This is a genomic window from Paenarthrobacter sp. MSM-2-10-13 (genome assembly GCF_011605365.1).
Lineage (GTDB): Bacteria > Actinomycetota > Actinomycetes > Actinomycetales > Micrococcaceae > Arthrobacter.
The window spans coordinates 972,259-989,029 of the sequence record NZ_JAAOXO010000001.1; the positions used below are offsets into that span (position 1 = coordinate 972,259).

Sequence of the window (16,771 nt, forward strand, 5' to 3'; positions counted from 1 at the left end):
CGCGCGGACTTGAGACTGGTCCCTGCCGTGCTGGTCACCTGGTCCATTGCTTGCGCAGGATCTCTCATCGCTGCAGCATGGTCCGCAGCACTGGCGGGAGTCTTGGCGCTGGTGGTGGTATTGCTGCTGCTCAGGACATGGCGGCACCGGCGGGCAGTGCCACGGGCAAGAACAATTTCTGCAACCCTGGCCGTGGCATCCGTCCTGGGTGCAGCCGTGGCTGTTAGTTGTGCTGTCACCGCCAACACGCAAGAAGGTGGGCCACTGGCTAAAGCTGTGGCGGAGGGAAACGGTGTCCTCATTGAAGTTCGAATCACCGGAGTTCCTGCGGAGGTGTCTGCGCCGGGCCATTCCGGTGGAAACCGGTGGTCGGTGGCCGCGGGTTTGGTCAAGGTCACGTCCAAGGGTTCTGTGACACAAGGCTCTGCGGACGTGATGGTGGTCGGCGGAAGTGCTTGGCAAGACGTACAGCCCGGGCAGATCGTCAGAACCTCAGGAACGTTGAAGGCTGTGCGGGAGGGACAAGAGCAGGCGGCCCTCTTGTCCGCATCATCCGCACCCGTTGTCATCGCTTCTGGCTTTGATGTCCGCCAGTCCGCCGCCGAGGCAAGAAGACAATTCGTCGCGGCCTCTGCATGGTTGCCTTCGGACCCGGCCGGTCTGATGCCCGGAATGGTCACCGGGGATACCAGTGCGCTCCCGGAGAGTCTAGAGGCAGATATGAAGACAACAGGAATGACGCACCTCACTGCCGTCAGCGGGGCGAATTGTAGTTTGCTGCTGGGTGGCTTCATCCTGTTGGCGAGATGCCTCAGGGTAAGCCGTCCGGTAGCCGGCGCTATTGCTGTGTGCGGACTGATGGCTTTTGTTGTCCTGGTAGGTCCGGAGCCGAGCGTTCTACGAGCTTCCGTCATGGGGAGCGTAGGCCTGGCAGCCATGGTGGGGGGCTTGAGGGGACGATCCCTGACCTTCCTTTGCGTGGCCACCATCACCCTGCTGCTGCTGGATCCGAGCATGGCGTTAAACGTCGGGTTCCTGCTCTCTGTTCTGGCAACTCTGGGTATCGTCTTGCTGGCCGCACGAATTGCCTCGTGGATTCCTTCCGTGGTGCCGCGCTGGCTGGCCGCGGGAATAGCAGTACCGCTCTCCGCGCAAGTGCTGTGCGGTCCGGTCATCGCGGCCCTCCAGCCGCAGTTCACACCCTATGCCCTGATCACCAACGTGGTGGCTGGTCCGTTGATAGCGCCGGTAACCATCTTTGGAACCATTGCCGTTCCGCTTGCCACCCTTTTTCCGTGGTTGGCGGTGGTGCCCGTCGCTGTGGCTGGAGTCTGCGCGGGAGCGGTGGCCGGGATAGCGCGGTTCTTCGCCCATTTGCCCGGGGCGGCACTGCCGTGGGCCGAGGGCCCGGCCGGAGTCATTGCCATGGTGGCTCTTTCAGTTGTATCAGTAGCGGTGTTCTGGATGATGCTGCACCCGACAGGAGTCATGCATCACGTCAGGATGCTGCACCGCGCGGTGATGCTGACGCTGGAGCGCGGTGCCAGAGGTAAACATGGCAGACTTGAATCCTGCAATAAACCGTCCGGAAGGAACTACCTGTGGCTGCTGCCCAAAACACCCGGGCCAAGAGCGTCGCGGCAAACACCGTCAGCTGGCGGGATGCCGCGCCGGCTGCCGTAGTCCTGATCGTGGGCCCGGAAGAGTATCTGGGGATCCGCGCAATGGACGGCATCCGTAGCCACGTGCGAAGTGCTAACCCGGAGGTTGAGCTCAGTCGGCTGAACGCGGGCTCCTACGAGTCCGGATCCCTGGCCATGACCGTGACGCCGTCCCTCTTCGGCGAGGGAAAGCTCATTGAGGTTGAGGGCCTTGAGTCAATGAACGACGCCTTTCTGGCCGACGGATTGGCCTACCTCCGGCATCCGGACCCGGACGTAGTCCTCGTCCTTCGCCACGCCGGGGGAGTCCGGGGCAAGAAGCTCCTCGACGCCGTGAAGTCCGCCGGCTGGCCCGTCATTGACTGTCAACCGCTTAAGAAGGACTCTGACAAGACCGCGTTTGTCGTCTCGGAGTTCAGGGCTGGTGGACGACGCATAGAGGGCGAAGCTGTCCAGGCATTGGTGAACGCGGTGGGTGCCAATCTGTCCGAGCTTGCTGCTGCCTGCAGCCAGCTCATTGCTGATGCCACCACTGCTGTCACGGCCGAAACCGTGGAACGCTACTACGGTGGCAGGGTGGAAGCCACGGCCTTCAAAGTTGCCGATGCCGCCATGGCCGGCAACGGGCCGGTGGCCTTATCCACCCTGCGGCACGCCCTGGCCACCGGTGTTGATCCGGTTCCCTTGGTAGCGGCTCTTGCTGCCAAACTGCGGACCTTGGCCAAAGTTGCCGGCGCCAATGGTTCGCCGGCCACCATAGCCAGGAATCTGGGAATGCAGCCGTGGCTTGTGGAGCAGGCGCAGCGGGATGTCAGGCGCTGGACCCCTGAAGGCTTGATCCGCTCCATCCAAGTCATTGCAGAAGCCGATGCCCAAGTGAAAGGCGAGTCGCGGGACCCTGTCTACGCAGTTGAGCACGCGGTCACCGTTATTGCCACCTCGGCCAGTCGCCGGTGATGTCGGCCGGCCTGTGCGCGTCGGTCCTGACTGGTCTGCATAACCCAAAGGGCGGTTAAACCCAAAGGCCGGCACCCACTGGGCGCCGGCCTTTTGATCAGCTCAGTCGAACTGGAAAAACCTTAGAGTGCGTTGACCTTCTTGGAGATCGCCGACTTGCGGTTTGCAGCGTTGTTCTTGTGAATAACGCCCTTGCTGACAGCCTTGTCCAGCTTGCGGCTGGCAGCAACAAGTGCAGTTCCAGCAGCATCCTTGTCGGCAGACTCAACGGCGGTGTTGACGGCGCGGATGGCCGTCTTCAGCTCAGACTTGACGGCGTTGTTACGCAGGCGAGCCTTCTCGTTGGTGAGGATGCGCTTCTTCTGGGACTTGATATTAGCCACGTATGAACTCTCTTTTTAATGCGGAAATGGTCTAGAGGGTTTTCAGGTTGGCCATCGACTGAGCGGCGTGGGGATGCCTATGGCAGCCAACCATGCGTGGCCGTCGACCTGCACGGACACACAGCTATAAAGGATAGCAGAAAGTCGGGACTCGCGCCGACTCCTGGTCTCAGTGCAGCTAATGCCGCTCTTGAAGGGCGCGTACTACCTCTTGGAATTGAGCTTTTTCCAGGACGGCGCCTTCGCGCCGGACTGCCTCCGAATCCAGGCGAATGATGCGGCCCACGTTGATCTCACTTGGCCTGCCTTGCCGATCCCAGGAACCTGCACCGATATCAACGTAGTTTCCGGCGCTGTTGCCGTTGTCGTGGTCCTTGGAGGTCAGCATGAGCCCTAGAAGCCACTGCCCGTCCCGCCCAATGAGGAGTACGGGGCGGTCTTTTCCTTTAGTGTGGTCTTCTTCGTACGGGACCCAGCTCCACACGATCTCACCAGGATCCGGTTGGCCATCGGGCTTGGGGGAGTAGCTGATCCTGACCGAACCGCGGAAGTCGCCGGGGTAGGGACCCGGTTGACGCTCGACGGCGGTCCGCCGGCTTCGCTGGCTGGAGGGACCTTGACCGGTGGTGCCGGAGGGGGTGCCGGCTTTGGTGGTGCTGCCTCCCAGAGCCTTGAGTGATCGCAGGAGGAGTTTGCCCAAGGGGCGCAAGTCGAAAGCCATGTGACAACGCTACAACCGTCTACGGCTGAAGCCGGGCTCGCAATGTACGGCGAAGCGCCGGTTCATGGGAGACTAGAGGATCAGATGCGCGGCGTGTTCCGGCTGGCCTTTGCCCAGTTGCAGGAATTGCCGTGCGAGTGTCGACAGTAAGGATCCTGCGTGTCTCCCATGGCCCGCACCGCACCGGTGCCCGCCGCAACAGATCCGGCCATCATCCGGAACTTCTGCATCATTGCCCACATCGACCACGGTAAGTCCACCCTGGCCGACCGCATGCTGCAGTACACCGGCGTCGTTCAGCAACGCGACATGAAGGCCCAGTATCTGGACCGTATGGATATCGAACGTGAGCGCGGCATCACCATCAAGTCCCAGGCTGTCCGCATGCCGTGGGAACTCGATGGCCAGAGCTATGCGCTGAACATGATCGATACACCCGGCCACGTTGACTTTACCTACGAGGTCTCCCGCTCCTTAGCGGCCTGTGAAGGTGCAGTGCTCCTGGTGGATGCTGCCCAAGGCATCGAGGCTCAGACTCTTGCCAACCTTTACTTGGCGATGGAAAACAACCTCACCATCATTCCCGTGCTGAACAAGATCGACCTCCCGGCCGCCCAGCCTGAGAAGTACGCGGCGGAGCTTGCCAACCTCATCGGTGGTGACCCCGAGGACGTCCTCAAGGTTTCCGGCAAAACCGGCGTAGGCGTTGAGGCGCTGCTGGATAAAATCGTCCGCGACCTCCCCGGCCCCGTGGGCGATCCCAATGCTCCGGCCCGTGCCATGATCTTCGATTCTGTGTATGACACTTACCGCGGCGTCATTACCTACGTCCGAGTGGTGGACGGCATGCTGCATCCCCGCGAACGCATCCAGATGATGTCCACCCGGGCTACTCACGAACTCCTGGAAATTGGTGTCAGCTCCCCGGAGCCCACACCTTCCAAAGGCCTGGGTGTGGGGGAAGTGGGATACCTGATTACCGGTGTAAAGGACGTCCGCCAGTCCAAGGTGGGCGATACTGTCACCAACCTCGCCAAGCCCGCGTCGGAGTCGCTGAGCGGTTACGCTGACGCCAAGCCGATGGTCTTCTCCGGTCTTTACCCCTTGGACGGTACGGACTACCCGGTCCTGCGTGACGCTCTTGAAAAGCTGATGCTTAACGACGCTGCGCTTGTCTATGAGCCTGAGACGTCCGCTGCACTGGGCTTCGGCTTCCGCGTTGGATTCCTGGGCCTTCTGCACCTCGAAATCACGCGTGATCGACTCGAACGCGAGTACAACCTGGACCTTATCTCCACTGCACCCAACGTGGAGTATGAGGTAACGCTTGAGGACAAGAAGGTCATCCACGTCACCAACCCGAGCGAATACCCCACCGGTAAGATCTCCGAGGTCCGGGAGCCCATGGTGTCCGCCACCATCCTCGCACCTAACGAGTTTGTCGGTTCCATCATGGAACTGTGCCAAAGCCGCCGTGGCCAGATGCGAGGCATGGACTATTTGTCCGAGGACCGCGTTGAACTCCGCTACTGGATCCCGCTGGCGGAGATCGTCTTCGACTTCTTCGACCTCCTGAAGTCCAAGACGCGCGGTTACGCCTCACTGGACTGGAAGGCTGACGGCGAGCAGGTGGCCGATCTGGTCAAGGTCGACATCCTGCTGCAGGGTGAACAAGTTGATGCCTTCAGCGCCATCACCCACCGCGATAAGGCCTACGCCTACGGCGTGATGATGACCGGCAAGCTCCGTGAGCTGATTCCCCGGCAGCAATTCGAAGTGCCCATCCAGGCCGCCATCGGATCCCGCATCATTGCCCGCGAGAGCATCCGGGCCATCCGTAAGGATGTTCTTGCCAAGTGCTACGGCGGTGACATCACCCGTAAGCGCAAGCTGCTCGAGAAGCAGAAAGAGGGCAAGAAGCGCATGAAGATGGTCGGTCGCGTGGAGGTGCCCCAGGAGGCATTCATCGCAGCCCTGACCACCGATGAGTCCAAGGACAAGGCCAAGAAGTAAATGCCCAGCGTCCTCCCTTTGGGCGACCCGGCACCTGCGGATGGCATCTTGCCTCCGCAGGTGTTGGCCGGCGTCGAGCACCGCAAGTTCGGGCTCTATGTCCACATACCGTTCTGCGCCGTGCGCTGTGGCTACTGTGATTTCAACACTTACACTGCCACCGAACTCGGTGGCGGCGCCTCCCAGGACGCGTACGCCGCTACGGCGGTCTCTGAACTGGACTTCGCCTTTCTGGCACTGGACGCCTCGGGGTTACCCCGTCGTCCCCTCAGTACTGTTTTCTTTGGGGGTGGCACGCCCACCCTTCTCCCGGCAGAGGACCTGGCCCGGATCCTTAGGGCCGCCATCGGCCATTGGGGGCTGGAACCCGGCGCCGAGGTAACTACCGAAGCCAACCCGGATTCAGTAACTCCTGAATCCCTGAAGCTTCTGGCCGACGCGGGCTTCACCAGGGTCTCCTTCGGCATGCAGTCAGCCGTACCGCACGTGCTCAAGGTCCTGGACCGCACCCACACACCGAGCCGGGTGCCTCTTGTTGTGCAGTGGGCGCGGGAAGCCGGCCTCTCCGTAAGCCTGGACCTTATCTACGGCACCCCTGGAGAGTCCATGGCTGACTGGCAGCTGTCACTCGAAACCGCTTTGTCGTACCAGCCCGACCACATCAGTGCCTACGCTCTGATCGTTGAGGATGGCACTAAGCTGGCCGCCCAGATACGCCGGGGCGAGGTGCCCGGGATTGATGACGACGACCACGCCTCCAAATACGAGCTTGCCGACAAAATGATCTCCGAAGCGGGCTTGCACTGGTACGAGGTCAGCAACTGGTCGCGGACGCCGGACCAGGCTTGCCGGCACAATCTTGCCTACTGGCGGGGAGATGACTGGTGGGGCATCGGTCCAGGCGCCCACTCCCACGTGGGGGGTGTCCGGTGGTGGAACGTCAAGCACCCCACGGCGTACGCCTCGAGGCTCGGGAGCGCTAGCTCTCCGGCTGCCGGGCGGGAAACCCTCGACGCCGATACCCGGGAAGTCGAACGCATCATGCTGGAGGCACGGCTCGGCACAGGGTTGTCCGTAGATGCCTTGGACGCGATCGGACGGCACGCGATGGCCGGGCTTATTGCCGACGAATTGGTGGACCCTGTTCAGGCGTTCAAGGGCCGTTTGGTCCTTACGCTGAAGGGTCGTCTCCTGGCTGACGCCGTAGTTCGAAGGATCCTGCCCGACTGACCCGCGGGCTCATGCCCGTCGGAGCAAGCAGTCCTGGACGAGCGAAGGTGAGCTACTTAATCCAGCGCAGGTTGACCTTGTAACGGTGAGGCTGCCCGTGGTTTACCCTGATGCCCGCCGATACGGAGAAACACGTCAGGGCAACCCAGATCGCGGTGGCGATGACGGCGAAGATGTTGCCGACCACAGGAAGCAGGACCAAAATGTTGGCCAGAACTGCTGCGATGGTGGGAGGCAGCGTGAAGTTCAGCGCTTCTTTGGATTCCTGTGCGGTGAACGGTCCACGATCCCGGAAAATCAGGTAGATCAGAAGGGACGGCAGGCATCCCAGGATGCCGCCAAAGTGGGCCAGAGTAGCCCATTGCCTGTCCTCGCTGGCTGTCAACGGGAGTGCGTTGGCAGGCGCGCCATGGTACTGGGGCCGGCCTGCGGCGCTGCCCGGTTCTTCAGGAGCGTTATCTGCCACGTTGTCTTCCCTTTGCTTTAAAGATGCTGCGTTGTTGCTGTCCCAGAATACCGGCACCGACGCACTTGCCGGGACCAACGCCCCGTTGACACGGTAGTTGCTGATACCTGAAGGACTCCACCTCAAGGAACCGTCAAAAAATCGATGACTTCTTCCACCCGTCCCAAGAGCGATGGCTCAAGGTCGGCATAGGTGCGGACTGCGCCCAGAAGGCGTTGCCAGCCCAAGCCTATGTCCTCAGGGGTCTCATGAGGCCAGCCGAACGCGCTGAGGATTCCGGTCTTCCAATCGATCCCGCGGGGTACGGAGGGCCAGGCCTCAATGCCCAGGACCTTGGGCCTGATCGCCTGCCAGACATCCACGTAGGGGTGTCCAACAATGAGGACGTTTCCCGCAGCCCCCGGGACCGTCATGGCCTCGGCGGCAATTCGGGACTCTTTGGACCCGGGCACAAGGTGGTCCACGAGGATTCCAAGCCGGCGGCCTGAGCCGGGATTGAAGTCGGCGATGGCGGACTTCAGGTCATCAACGCCGTGCAATGGCTCCACCACGATGCCCTCCACCCGGAGATCATCACCCCAGACCTTCTCCACCAGTTCGGCGTCGTGCTTTCCTTCCACCCAAATGCGGCTGGCCTTGGCTACCTGTGCCCGTTGCCCCTGGACCCTGACGGAACCCGAGGCCGTCCGGCCGGACGGAACCCCGGATGCAGCGGTGCGGGGGGCGGGAGGCATCAAGCGGATAGCCTGACCTTCGAGCAGGAAGCCAAAACCCAGCTGGAACGATTTGGTCTTTCCACGCCGGTCTTCCAAGGAGACCACGTGCATTCCGCCCGACTTCTCAATGCGGGTCACCTCACCCACCCAGCCCGACTGCACGTCCTCGAGGACCATTCCCCGCTGCACGGCTACTTCCGGCAGCTTCTGTTTGGCCGGAGCGGACAGATCCTGCGGGCCCCAATTGTTCAAAGCCAAGGGATTCCTACCTTTGTGCTGGTTTACGGTGCGGGCCGAAGCCGCCCGCGGCAGGTTTCAATGCTAACAACGGGGTGGCTCATACTAGACTTGTTAGCACTTGGGCATGTTGAGTGCTAAGTGTGGAGGTCTGAGCGGGATCCCGCGTTGACCGGTCGGAAGAACCATGGCAGTCGTCAGGAGGTGGAGCCTTGAGTGAGCCGCGCAAGCTCGAAGTGCTGCGTGCCATCGTTGAGGATTACGTGCATTCCAGGGAACCTGTCGGGTCCAAGGCCCTCGTGGAGCGGCATCATCTTGGCGTTTCCAGCGCTACCATCAGGAATGACATGGCGGTTTTGGAAGAGGAAGGCCTGATTGCGGCGCCTCACACCAGTGCCGGGCGAATTCCCACCGACAAGGGCTATCGCCTTTTCGTTGACCGCATATCGCAGGTCAAACCGCTCTCAGCGGCCGAGCGCAGGGCCATCCATTCTTTGCTCGAAGGCCCCGATGATGTCGACGACATCTTGGAGCGCACCGTAAGGCTTCTGTCACAGCTGACCAACCAGGTGGCCGTTGTGCAGTACCCGCATTCGAACCGCGCGCTTGTTCGCCACGTGGAGTTTGTCCTCTTGGCTCCTCAACAGGTCCTCGTGGTCCTGATTGCGGACACCGGCAGCGTGGGGCAGAAGGTCATCGACGCCGGCTCCGATGTGAGCAATGAGGCCCTGATGCTCCTGAGGTCCCGGTTCCTGGGCAACATTGCCGGCACACAGCTGGCGCTTTTGCCTCAAGTGCTTCCTTCTGTCGTTGCGCTGTGTCCGCCGGAGCTGCGCAGTCTGGCGCAGACGTTGGCCCAGGGCCTTCAATCGTTGAGCGACACCAGCCGCGAAGAGCGCATCCTGATGGCTGGAACGGCAAACCTGGCCCGCTCCAACGTTGACTTCCCCCTGAGCATAGGCCCTGTGCTGGAGGCACTCGAGGAACAAGTTGTCATGCTCCGGTTGTTATCTGACATGGGGGATGATCCCCGCGGCGTTACCGTGAGCATTGGACGCGAGAATCCCTACGATGGCTTGGCGGAGGCCTCGGTCGTAGCTACGGGCTATGGCTCCGGTGCCAAGGTGGGGATTCTTGGTCCCACACGCATGGACTATCCCACCACCATGGCAGCAGTACGAGCCGTGGCCCGTTACCTTTCCCGCATTCTCGGCGGCTAAACACCGGTCCGAGGAAACATCCGTAGTACAACAAGGAAGAGATACCGACTTTGAGCAGCCACTATGACGTTTTGGGAGTCTCGCCGGAAGCCACCGGGGAAGAGATCAAAAAGGCGTACCGCAAGTTGGCGCGGAAACTGCACCCCGACGTAAACCCCGGTGAAGATGTCGCGGAACAGTTCAAGGCCGTGACCCACGCCTACGAGGTGTTGTCCGATCCCCAAAAGCGCCGGGTCTATGATGCCACCGGCAATGAAAACGGCACTGACAACGGTTTCGGTGGCGGCTACGCCGGCCAGGGTTTTGCCTTCCAGGACATCTTCGACACCTTCTTTGGTGGCGGCGGTCAGGGCGGACCGGCCTCCCGGGTCCGGCGGGGCCAGGACGCGCTCATCAGCGTCCGCATCGATTTGAAGGATGCCGTCTTCGGCGTCAACAAGAAGCTTGAAGTGGATACCGCCGTGATCTGCCCCACGTGCGATGGCAGTTGCTGCCGCCCGGGCACCCACCCGGAACGCTGCGACATCTGCGGTGGCAGCGGCCAGGTCCAACGGGCGGTTCGTTCCATCCTGGGCCAGGTCATGACTGCCGCCCCTTGCGGTTCGTGTGAAGGCTTCGGCACAGTCATTAAGGACCCTTGCAACGAGTGCAATGGACAGGGCCGCATCCGCAGTCGTCGTTCCCTCACCATCAAGGTTCCGGCCGGTGTCGCCACTGGTACACGCATCCAGCTGTCCGGGCAGGGTGAAGCGGGACCCGCTGGAGGCCCCGCCGGCGATCTCTATGTGGAGATCCGGGTCAACAACGACTCCATGTTCATGCGTGAAGGCGACGACCTCCACGCCACGCTGAGTGTGCCCATGACCGCGGCGGCACTGGGCACGGAGCTGCAGTTGGACACCTTCGACGGCGCACAGCACTTGGACGTGAAGGCCGGTACCCAATCCGGAGAAATCATTACCCTGCGCGGCTTGGGTGTTACGCACCTCCGGGGTTATGGACGCGGCGACCTCAAGGTGCACTTGCACGTGGAGACCCCGACCAAGCTCGACCCGGCCCAGGAGGAACTCCTGCAGCAGCTCGCCAAATTGCGCGGTGAGCAGTTCACCGAAGGAAAGCTGGTGGCAAGCGGCGGAATGTTCGCGAAGCTTCGGGACAAGCTCGGTAACCTGTAGCGGTGAGCAATCCGGTTTTCTTTACACCGGCGGGAAGCCTTAACCAGCTGATCCCCGGGTCCACATTTGTGTTGGAAGGTGCTGAGGCGCGCCATGCCGTCACGGTCAAGCGACTGGCCGTGGGTGAGCCCGTGGACATAGCCGACGGTTCGGGCATGCGGTTGACTGGCGCCGTGGTTGACGCCGGTTCCAGCACCCTCACAGTGAAGGCATCCGAGGTGGTCCTCGAGGACCAGCCTGAGGTCCGGCTGGTGCTGGTTCAGGCACTTGCCAAGGGCGATCGGGACGAACTCGCCATCGAGACTGCCACGGAACTCGGAATAGACGCCGTCATTCCGTGGCAGTCCGAGCGGGCGATCGTGCGTTGGAAAGGCGAACGGGCCGCCAAGGCGCACGCGAAGTGGCAGTCCGTGGTCACGGCGGCAGCCAAGCAGGCGCGGCGTGCTTGGATTCCTGAGGTACGGTCCATGATGGACACTGCCGCTTTGGCGAAGGCCGTCGCGGCCGCTGATGTGGCCATCATCCTGCATGAAGACGCCAAGAACCCCCTGCGGACCGTCCTTGAAGAGTCGGTTGCGGTCCGGACTGGAGATGATGGGACCCCTCGCGAGGTCCTCTTGATTGTCGGACCGGAGGGTGGCATCTCACCACGAGAGGTAACGCGGCTCAGTGACGCCGGTGCCGTCACGGCACTTCTGGGTCACCACGTGTTGAGGTCCTCGACGGCGGGACCCGCCGCCGTCGTTCTTGCAAGTGACGTCCTGGGCCGCTGGTAGCCGCCCCGCAGCTAACCGACGTTGAACAGGCGGGTGTCGGTGCTCGTTTCGATGGTTGCGCCGGCCTCATCCACTTGTGAAACCCGCAGCTCATATTTGCCGGCCTTCAATGTGGCACTGAAGGTGAAGGCTCCGTATTGACCAGGCTCACCGGTTGCTTGCGTTCTCCCGGTGAGCAGGCTGCTCTTTTCGCCCTTGCCATTTTCCTGCAGGATCTGCCAGCTGACCGGCTTTGAACTGTCGGTGCTGCGGCCATTGAACTTGACCACTCCGGTAGGCAGTGTTGTTTCCTCTTGCGGATCGATGATCCACAGAGGTGCCACCAAGGATGCGTTCCGTTCCATGGGTTGGCCGAGCTTTACCTCCCCAAACGCCATGTAGTCCGTGTGTCCGTCAACCAGGATGACAACCTGGATCTGCTGGCCGGAGTTGATGAGTCCCGAGGACGAGGCTGCCGCCGTCGCCGTATAGACCAATTGCTGGACAGCGCGCTGCGCCATTCCGGCGTCGAGGTTTGAGTTGAAGGCATCCCGCGAGATATCTACGGTGATGACGTTCTTGCCGGAGATGGAGGTGGCCAGGCTTTCGGGGGCCTGCCAGGGGGTGAAGAAGTCGTGGTCCAGGGGTTTTTCGGACATCATGATCCGGAGTGCGGTGGTCACGGGGTTTCCGTCGCTGGAGATATCCCTGAACTCACGGTAGAGATAAACCTGTTCCTTGCTGCGTCCAATCCAGTAAACCGGGATCTTCGTGGAAGCCTGCGTAGTTTCCAGCGGTGCCTGGCTGGCTGGCGCGTCGTTAACGCTGACGGATGGCGAACTCGTGCCGGTTTGGGAATCGCCCCCGTTGGCTATGCAACCAGTGAGCAACAGGACAGCAAGCATCGCCGGCACAGCGATAACGGATTTTGTCCGTCTGCGCGCGCCATCTCCAATGCTTCCTGGCTCCGAAATGGGTGTCCTGCCTAACCTTGTGTCTCATGGCGGCCCCAGCCGCCGATTCCCAGCCAACGGAGCCGGGCCGCAGGGTGCTTGGATGCCACCCGCTATGCCAGCTTGGCACATCGTCGACGGCGGTCGGCCGGGATTGCGCGGATCAGCGCCAACTGAAACATGATTGATACCCGCTTGATGCCGAGTTGAGACAAAATGTACGCCATGACGGCAGGCGCCGGATGATGCCGATGGTTTCGGTTCATCGCAGGCCGGGCTGGCGTAGGATTGAAGACATTCCGGCATCCGGACGTGCCCCATACAGCGGCCACGAATGCCGAATCGATGGCAGGTAACACGACCAACCGGAGGAGAAAAGGCCTAAGGCCAACACTATGAGTGAATCTTTGAACGGGCGGCTTAGGACCGGAAACGGCAACCAGCCGCCCACCGAGTTCCCGCACACACTACCGGGTACGCGCACGGAAGTTGTCACGTTCGACAACTCCGACCAGATGGTTCACTCGTTGGGCAGCCACGACGAAGCCTTGCGGTACATCGAGGAACAGTTCCAGGACGTCAATTTCCATGTCCGTGGCAACGAGCTCTCCATGACAGGCCCTTCCACCGTCATTCCACGCGTTATGCGTCTGTTGGAGGAAGTCCGTGGGCTCGTGGCGAAGGGGACCGTGGTGACTCCGGACATCCTTCAGCAGCTCGTGTCCCTTCTGAGGGCCCAGTCCGTGCAGAATCCTGCCGATGTGCTGACCCACAACATCCTCTCAAGCCGCGGTAAGACGATCCGGCCCAAGACGCTGAATCAGAAGAATTACGTTGACGCCATTGATGAGAACACCGTCATCTTTGGAATCGGCCCGGCAGGTACCGGCAAGACCTATCTTGCAATGGCCAAAGCGGTGCAAGCCTTGCAAACGAAGGAAGTCAGCCGGATCATCCTGACCCGGCCAGCCGTGGAAGCGGGGGAGCGGCTGGGCTTCCTCCCCGGCACGCTGAGCGACAAGATCGACCCCTATCTTCGCCCACTATATGACGCCTTGCACGACATGATGGATCCCGAGTCCATTCCCCGCCTGATGGCTGCAGGAACCATCGAGGTAGCCCCGTTGGCATATATGCGCGGACGCACGCTGAACGACGCCTTCATCATCCTGGACGAAGCCCAAAACACCACACCGGAGCAGATGAAGATGTTCCTTACACGTCTGGGTTTCGGTTCAAAAATGGTGGTTACCGGTGATGTCACGCAGATCGACCTGCCGTCCGGATCGACGTCCGGCCTGCGAATCGTCAGGGAAATCCTGAAGGGAATCGACGATGTCAATTTCTCGATCCTGGAAGCGGCTGACGTCGTGCGGCACCGTTTGGTTGCCGACATCGTTTCCGCCTACAGCGCATGGGATGACGCACATGGCAGCGACGTCGCGAGCACACAATATAAACCCGGAGCGCACTACAAACGTGGAGAACGTCAATGAGCATTGAAGTAAACAACGAGTCCGGTGTAGCGGTGGACGAGGCCCAACTGGTGACGTTGTCCCGCTTCATCTTCGAGCGTTTGTACATCCATCCCCAGGCAGAACTGTCCATCCTCCTTGTCGATGAACCGGCCATGGAGAAACTGCACATCGAACTGATGGACGAGCCCGGGGCTACGGACGTTTTGTCCGTACCCATGGACGAATTGACGCCGGGCACCCCGGACAAGCCCACGCCACAAGGCATGCTGGGTGACATCGCCATCTGCCCGCAGGTGGCAGAGGTGCAGGCAGCAAACGCAGGCCACGCGACGCAGGATGAGATGCTGCTCCTGACCACCCACGGAATTCTGCATCTGCTTGGCTTTGACCACGCAGAGCCGGAGGAAAAAGAAGAGATGTTCGGTTTGCAGCGGGAACTGCTGTCTGAATTCCTGGGCAAGGATGCCCCCATGGAGACCATGCAGTGACCTCGATCATCCTGGTCGGCATGGCGCTGGTGTTCCTCAGCTTCGTTGCACTGCTGACTGCAGCCGAGGCTGCATTGAACTTCCTGCCCCGGCATGAGGCAGAACAATCCATAGTGCGGAGCAAGGGCAAGGCCCTGGGCGGTATCCTCAAGAACCCGATCGCACATATGCGCGCTCTGCGTTTTTGGCGGGTCTGGTTTGAAATGGCGGCAGCAGTCGCCGTCGCCGTGGTCCTCCACAGTTTGCTGGACAACGTCTGGCTCGCCGGACTTGCAGCTACGGGGATCATGGCGGTGATCGGGTTTGTACTGGTCGGCGTTTCGCCCCGGCAGTTGGGCCGGGCGCACTCCGGACCCGTCGTTCGTTTCACTGCACCGCTCATCAGGTTCCTCTGCTGGATACTAGGGCCCATCCCCGGCTGGTTGGTGGCGCTGGGACAGGCAGTCGCCCCCGGCGCCCCAGGTGGCGACGACGCTTTCGTCAGCGAGGAAGAGTTTCGCGAATTCGTCGATCGTGCCGCCGAGTCGGACATGATCGAAGACAATGAGGCAGAACTCATTCATTCGGTCTTTGATTTTGGTGATACTTTGGTGCGTTCCGTCATGGTTCCCCGCACCGATATTGTGAGCATCGGTACGGGCTCGAATCTCGAAACGGCAATGGGCCTTTTCCTGCGGTCCGGTTACTCAAGGATCCCCGTCATCGGGGAGAACACCGATCAGATCCGTGGGATTTTGTACCTCAAGGATGTGGCTGCGGCCATGCATCGGAGGGAACCTGGACTGCAAGTTCACGATGTTGATTCACTCGCCCGGGACGTGCGGTATGTCCCGGAATCGAAGCCCGTGAGCGACCTCCTCAGGGAACTCCAGAAAGAGTCCACACACGTAGCGATTGTCATCGACGAGTACGGCGGCACCGCCGGGTTGGTCACCCTCGAGGATCTTATCGAGGAGATTGTTGGCGAGATCGTGGATGAGTACGACGCCGCCGCCGAAGAGGCCGTTCACCTCGATGATGGTACATATCGTGTAAGCGCCCGCATGAGCATCGATGACTTGGGTGAACTTTTCGACATCGATCTGGACGACGACGAGGTGGATACAGTAGGCGGTCTGCTCGCAAAGGCCCTTGGGCAGGTTCCCATTGTGGGGAGCGCCGTTGAAGTGAACGGAATATCGCTCCGGGCAGATAGGCTGGAGGGTCGCCGAAACAGAGTCAGCCACATCATTGCGGCAGCCATGCCAAAGGAAGACACTGACTTTGAAGACCTACTCGATGACGCCGACTCAACGCAACAGGGAGTTCCACGTGAGCAAGCAAAATAATAAATTTGACGCCGATGCAGACTTCGGTGGCTTCCACGCTGGCTTCTCGGTGCTGGTGGGCCGGCCCAACGCGGGTAAGTCGACGCTGACCAACGCGTTGGTTGGCCAGAAAGTGGCCATCACCTCGGCCAAACCGCAAACTACACGGCACACCATTCGCGGTATCGTCCACCGCGATGATGCCCAATTGATCCTTGTGGACACTCCCGGCCTTCACCGCCCGCGTACCCTGCTGGGGAAGCGGCTCAACGAACTTGTTGCAGACACTCTGGCGGAAGTCGATGCAATCGGTTTCTGTCTGCCGGCCAACGAAAAAATCGGCCCCGGCGACAAGTACATCGCCGCTCAGCTGGCCGCCGTCGGACGCAAGCCCATCGTGGCACTGGTGACCAAAACCGACCTGGTGGATCGTCAGGCGTTGACGGAGCAATTGCTCGCCGTCGCCGCTTTGGGCCGCGAGGTTCTTGGCGAGCAGGGCTGGGCCGACATCGTCCCTGTCTCTGCCGCCGACGGTTTTCAGGTCTCCACTGTTGCAGACGTCCTGATCAGCCACATGCCGTCCTCACCTCCGCTGTATCCTGACGGCGAGCTGACTGACGAGCCTGAGGCCGTCATGATCGCAGAGCTGATTCGCGAAGCAGCCCTTGAGGGCGTCCGCGATGAACTTCCCCACTCGCTCGCTGTGGTGGTGGAGGAAATCGTTCCCCGCGAAGGCCGGACCGAGGACAACCCGCTGTTGGATGTTCGCGTGAACCTTTACGTTGAGCGGCCTTCCCAGAAGGCCATCATCATCGGCAAGGGCGGAAGCCGTTTGCGAGAGGTGGGAACCAACGCCCGAAAGGGTATTGAGACTCTGCTCGGCATCCGCATCTATCTCGATCTTCACGTCAAGGTGGCCAAGGATTGGCAGCGCGATCCCAAGCAATTGGTCAAACTCGGCTTCTGATTCGCGTCGCTGGATCCGGCGTGGCTTGAGGCCCGATAAGGAAC

General features: G+C 61.1%; 16 protein-coding genes. 11 read left to right on the top strand and 5 right to left on the bottom strand.

Annotated features, from left to right (window positions below):
- Positions 1-9 precede the first annotated feature (9 nt).
- Together HAV21_RS04640 and holA are read left to right on the top strand one after the other, a co-directional pair.
- On the top strand, positions 10-1,683 hold the full coding sequence (locus tag HAV21_RS04640) for a ComEC/Rec2 family competence protein (RefSeq protein ID WP_208095854.1): 1,674 nt from the start codon (positions 10-12) through the stop codon (positions 1,681-1,683).
- On the top strand, positions 1,602-2,618 hold the full coding sequence (gene holA, locus HAV21_RS04645; RefSeq protein ID WP_166840655.1) for a DNA polymerase III subunit delta: 1,017 nt from the start codon (positions 1,602-1,604) through the stop codon (positions 2,616-2,618). The genes HAV21_RS04640 and holA overlap by 82 nt, the downstream gene beginning before the upstream one ends.
- 122 nt (positions 2,619-2,740) lie before the next feature.
- Here the strand turns inward: holA and rpsT are convergent, their stop codons facing one another.
- Both rpsT and HAV21_RS04655 read right to left on the bottom strand, forming a co-directional pair.
- A complete protein-coding gene (rpsT, locus tag HAV21_RS04650; RefSeq protein WP_011774926.1) occupies positions 2,741-3,001 on the bottom strand; it encodes a 30S ribosomal protein S20 in 261 nt (86 codons plus the stop codon).
- Positions 3,002-3,179: 178 nt separating this feature from the next.
- Positions 3,180-3,722, bottom strand: coding sequence for a type II toxin-antitoxin system PemK/MazF family toxin (locus HAV21_RS04655; RefSeq protein WP_166840657.1), 543 nt, complete (start codon positions 3,720-3,722; stop codon positions 3,180-3,182).
- 159 nt (positions 3,723-3,881) lie between these two features.
- Here HAV21_RS04655 and lepA point away from each other — a divergent pair, with 159 nt between their 5' ends.
- The gene (lepA, locus tag HAV21_RS04660; RefSeq protein ID WP_187697191.1) at positions 3,882-5,735 is read left to right on the top strand and encodes a translation elongation factor 4; all 1,854 of its coding nucleotides are present in this window, start codon (positions 3,882-3,884) and stop codon (positions 5,733-5,735) included.
- Positions 5,736-6,965, top strand: coding sequence for a radical SAM family heme chaperone HemW (hemW, locus tag HAV21_RS04665; protein WP_166840659.1), 1,230 nt, complete (start codon positions 5,736-5,738; stop codon positions 6,963-6,965).
- 52 nt (positions 6,966-7,017) lie between these two features.
- Here hemW and HAV21_RS04670 read toward each other — a convergent pair whose 3' ends face one another.
- The gene (locus tag HAV21_RS04670; RefSeq protein WP_026005318.1) at positions 7,018-7,431 is read right to left on the bottom strand and encodes a DUF4870 domain-containing protein; all 414 of its coding nucleotides are present in this window, start codon (positions 7,429-7,431) and stop codon (positions 7,018-7,020) included.
- 122 nt (positions 7,432-7,553) lie between these two features.
- Positions 7,554-8,405 carry a DUF3097 domain-containing protein gene (locus tag HAV21_RS04675; RefSeq protein ID WP_166840661.1) on the bottom strand — a complete coding sequence of 284 codons (852 nt, stop codon included), beginning with the start codon at positions 8,403-8,405 and terminating at the stop codon, positions 7,554-7,556.
- A gap of 191 nt (positions 8,406-8,596) precedes the next feature.
- Here HAV21_RS04675 and hrcA point away from each other — a divergent pair, with 191 nt between their 5' ends.
- Genes hrcA through HAV21_RS04690 form a run of 3 tightly spaced genes read left to right on the top strand, consistent with a single transcriptional unit; the run spans position 8,597 to position 11,555 of the window.
- Positions 8,597-9,604 carry a heat-inducible transcriptional repressor HrcA gene (gene hrcA, locus HAV21_RS04680; protein WP_062069563.1) on the top strand — a complete coding sequence of 336 codons (1,008 nt, stop codon included), beginning with the start codon at positions 8,597-8,599 and terminating at the stop codon, positions 9,602-9,604.
- A 50-nt stretch (positions 9,605-9,654) separates the two neighbouring features.
- On the top strand, positions 9,655-10,779 hold the full coding sequence (gene dnaJ, locus HAV21_RS04685) for a molecular chaperone DnaJ (protein WP_166840662.1): 1,125 nt from the start codon (positions 9,655-9,657) through the stop codon (positions 10,777-10,779).
- Positions 10,780-10,781: 2 nt separating this feature from the next.
- Positions 10,782-11,555 carry a 16S rRNA (uracil(1498)-N(3))-methyltransferase gene (locus HAV21_RS04690; protein WP_166840664.1) on the top strand — a complete coding sequence of 258 codons (774 nt, stop codon included), beginning with the start codon at positions 10,782-10,784 and terminating at the stop codon, positions 11,553-11,555.
- Positions 11,556-11,566: 11 nt separating this feature from the next.
- Here HAV21_RS04690 and HAV21_RS04695 read toward each other — a convergent pair whose 3' ends face one another.
- Positions 11,567-12,439, bottom strand: a complete 873-nt coding sequence (locus HAV21_RS04695) for a GerMN domain-containing protein (protein ID WP_166840923.1) — start codon at positions 12,437-12,439, stop codon at positions 11,567-11,569.
- 443 nt (positions 12,440-12,882) lie between these two features.
- Between HAV21_RS04695 and HAV21_RS04700 the strand changes: the two genes are divergently transcribed.
- Genes HAV21_RS04700 through era form a run of 4 tightly spaced genes read left to right on the top strand, consistent with a single transcriptional unit; the run spans position 12,883 to position 16,727 of the window.
- Positions 12,883-13,983: a PhoH family protein gene (locus HAV21_RS04700; protein ID WP_166840665.1), complete on the top strand. Its 1,101-nt coding sequence runs from the start codon at positions 12,883-12,885 to the stop codon at positions 13,981-13,983.
- Entirely contained in the window at positions 13,980-14,453 is a 474-nt protein-coding gene (gene ybeY / locus HAV21_RS04705) for an rRNA maturation RNase YbeY (RefSeq protein WP_142939110.1), read from the top strand. Before HAV21_RS04700 ends, ybeY begins: the two co-directional genes overlap by 4 nt.
- Complete coding sequence (locus HAV21_RS04710; RefSeq protein ID WP_166840666.1) at positions 14,450-15,781, top strand: hemolysin family protein; 1,332 nt, start codon at positions 14,450-14,452, stop codon at positions 15,779-15,781. The genes ybeY and HAV21_RS04710 overlap by 4 nt, the downstream gene beginning before the upstream one ends.
- Complete coding sequence (era, locus tag HAV21_RS04715) at positions 15,732-16,727, top strand: GTPase Era (protein WP_166840668.1); 996 nt, start codon at positions 15,732-15,734, stop codon at positions 16,725-16,727. The genes HAV21_RS04710 and era overlap by 50 nt, the downstream gene beginning before the upstream one ends.
- The last annotated feature ends 44 nt before the right edge of the window (positions 16,728-16,771 follow it).